The sequence below is a fragment of the Piscibacillus salipiscarius genome (assembly GCF_042685285.1).
GTDB lineage: Bacteria > Bacillota > Bacilli > Bacillales > Alkalibacillaceae > Piscibacillus > Piscibacillus salipiscarius.
On the sequence record NZ_JBHUMZ010000036.1, the window covers coordinates 1 to 1,700 of the forward strand.

Here is a 1,700-nt window from a genome sequence, read left to right on the forward strand (position 1 = left end):
AGGAGCATTCCTATCGAATCAGGTTTTCACCTCTTGAATTAAAAAGGGCCCTCCGTTATGATGCTGTCATAGCACAAACAAACATTCATCATAAGGAGGACCTATAATGAATAATAAACGTAATCAGCGCGTGAATCAAATCACAGATAACACCCTAATTCTTGGAATTGATATTGCCAAGCATACTCATTATGGAGTTATAACGGATGATCGGGGCCGAGAACTGGGGAAGGCATTTCCTTTTAAACAATCTTTAGAAGGCTTTAATAAGTTACTAAAAACCATCCATTACTATATGGAGAAGTATCAGAAGACAGATATACTCGTTAGCTTTGAGCCAACGGGTCATTATTGGAAAAACTTAGCGGCCTATTTAATGGAACATTGTATACCTTTTGTGACCGTAAATCCTATGCATGTGAATAGAGCTAAGGAATTTGACGATAATTCACAAACTAAGAATGATCAGAAAGATGCTCGTGTCATCGCTAAGCTCGTAGTAACCGGGAACTTTCATTACCCTCGACATTTAGAAGGGGTTGAGCGGGAGCTTCGTGAAGGAGCATCACTTAAAAAAAGACTAAAGGATGATATATCAGCTACCAAGAATCGCATTACTGGATTTTTGGATATGTACTTTCCTGAGTTCAATAAAGTATTTAAAGGATATGGGAAACAAGCTTGTGAAGTTCTAAAACTTACACCATTCCCAGCTGATTTAAAAGGACAACGTCCTGAAGATTTAGCGGTGATGATTCAACAACATTCAAACACCACCTATCCGCCTAAAAAGAAAATTGAAAGGCTTTGCGAGATAGCAGAAAGTTCTATTGGTTTAACAGAAGGAGAAGGGATGGCACGATTGCACATTACCACACTTGTCCAACAACTTGAGTTTCTACAAGCTCAACTTCAAGACCTTGAACAAACGCTTGAAACATTAGTGAAAGAGATACCAGAGTTTGAATATTTAAACTCTATTCGTGGCATTAGCGAACAAACTGTTATTGAATTACTAGCCTATACAGGTTCACTATCGGAATATGATCATCCACGCCAGCTTATTAAATTAGCGGGATTGTCATTACGTGAACATTCATCTGGTCAGAAGAAAGGCACTAAACATCTATCTAAGCGTGGCCGAAAGGACTTACGGTCCTTATTGTTCAAAGCTATTTTGCCGCTCATTCATAATAACGAGGCCTTTAACAACTTATATCAATATTACATTACACGGTCTGAGAACCCTCTTCGAAAGAAAGAGGCGATGGTGGTTTTAAGTTCAAAGTTAATCAAGGTAATGTATGGATTATCCAAGAACAAAACATACTTTAACGCTGAACAAATGGAAAGTGATATGTTTGTCAATCCAAAAGTAGCTTAAGGATTATTCTAGTATGACAAAAAAGATGACACAGAGAGCCGGCGCATACTGAGACATTAGACTAAGAGTCCATGCAGGAGCATAATGCTGGCCTCTGCCTTATGGAAAGGCCCAGTGAAGGAATGTAAGCGCACGACGCTAAGAGATATGGGAGGGGACGTCTTCATAAGTTAGCAGAGTGAGTCGAGTGCATCAAATAACCGCCCAATTGTTAATTAATTACAATTAACAGTAGCGAAGCGTGCGCTTGTGTTCCTTATAATTACAGAAATGTCATTTAATCTTTATGGAAGTTAACTATAGTTTTTTAAAAAAA

Annotated in this window: 1 protein-coding gene; it reads left to right on the top strand. The window is 38.4% G+C overall.

Annotated features, from left to right (window positions below; genetic code table 11):
• Nucleotides 1-106: 106 nt before the first annotated feature.
• Complete coding sequence (locus ACFSW4_RS11955) at nt 107-1,384, top strand: IS110 family transposase (protein WP_377329525.1); 1,278 nt, start codon at nt 107-109, stop codon at nt 1,382-1,384.
• Nucleotides 1,385-1,700: the final 316 nt, after the last annotated feature.

Bases quoted from the DNA above. Each gene is read 5' to 3' on its own strand.
- ACFSW4_RS11955 (WP_377329525.1), top strand. From the start codon at position 107: ATGAATAATAAACGTAATCAGCGCGTGAATCAAATCACAGATAACACC.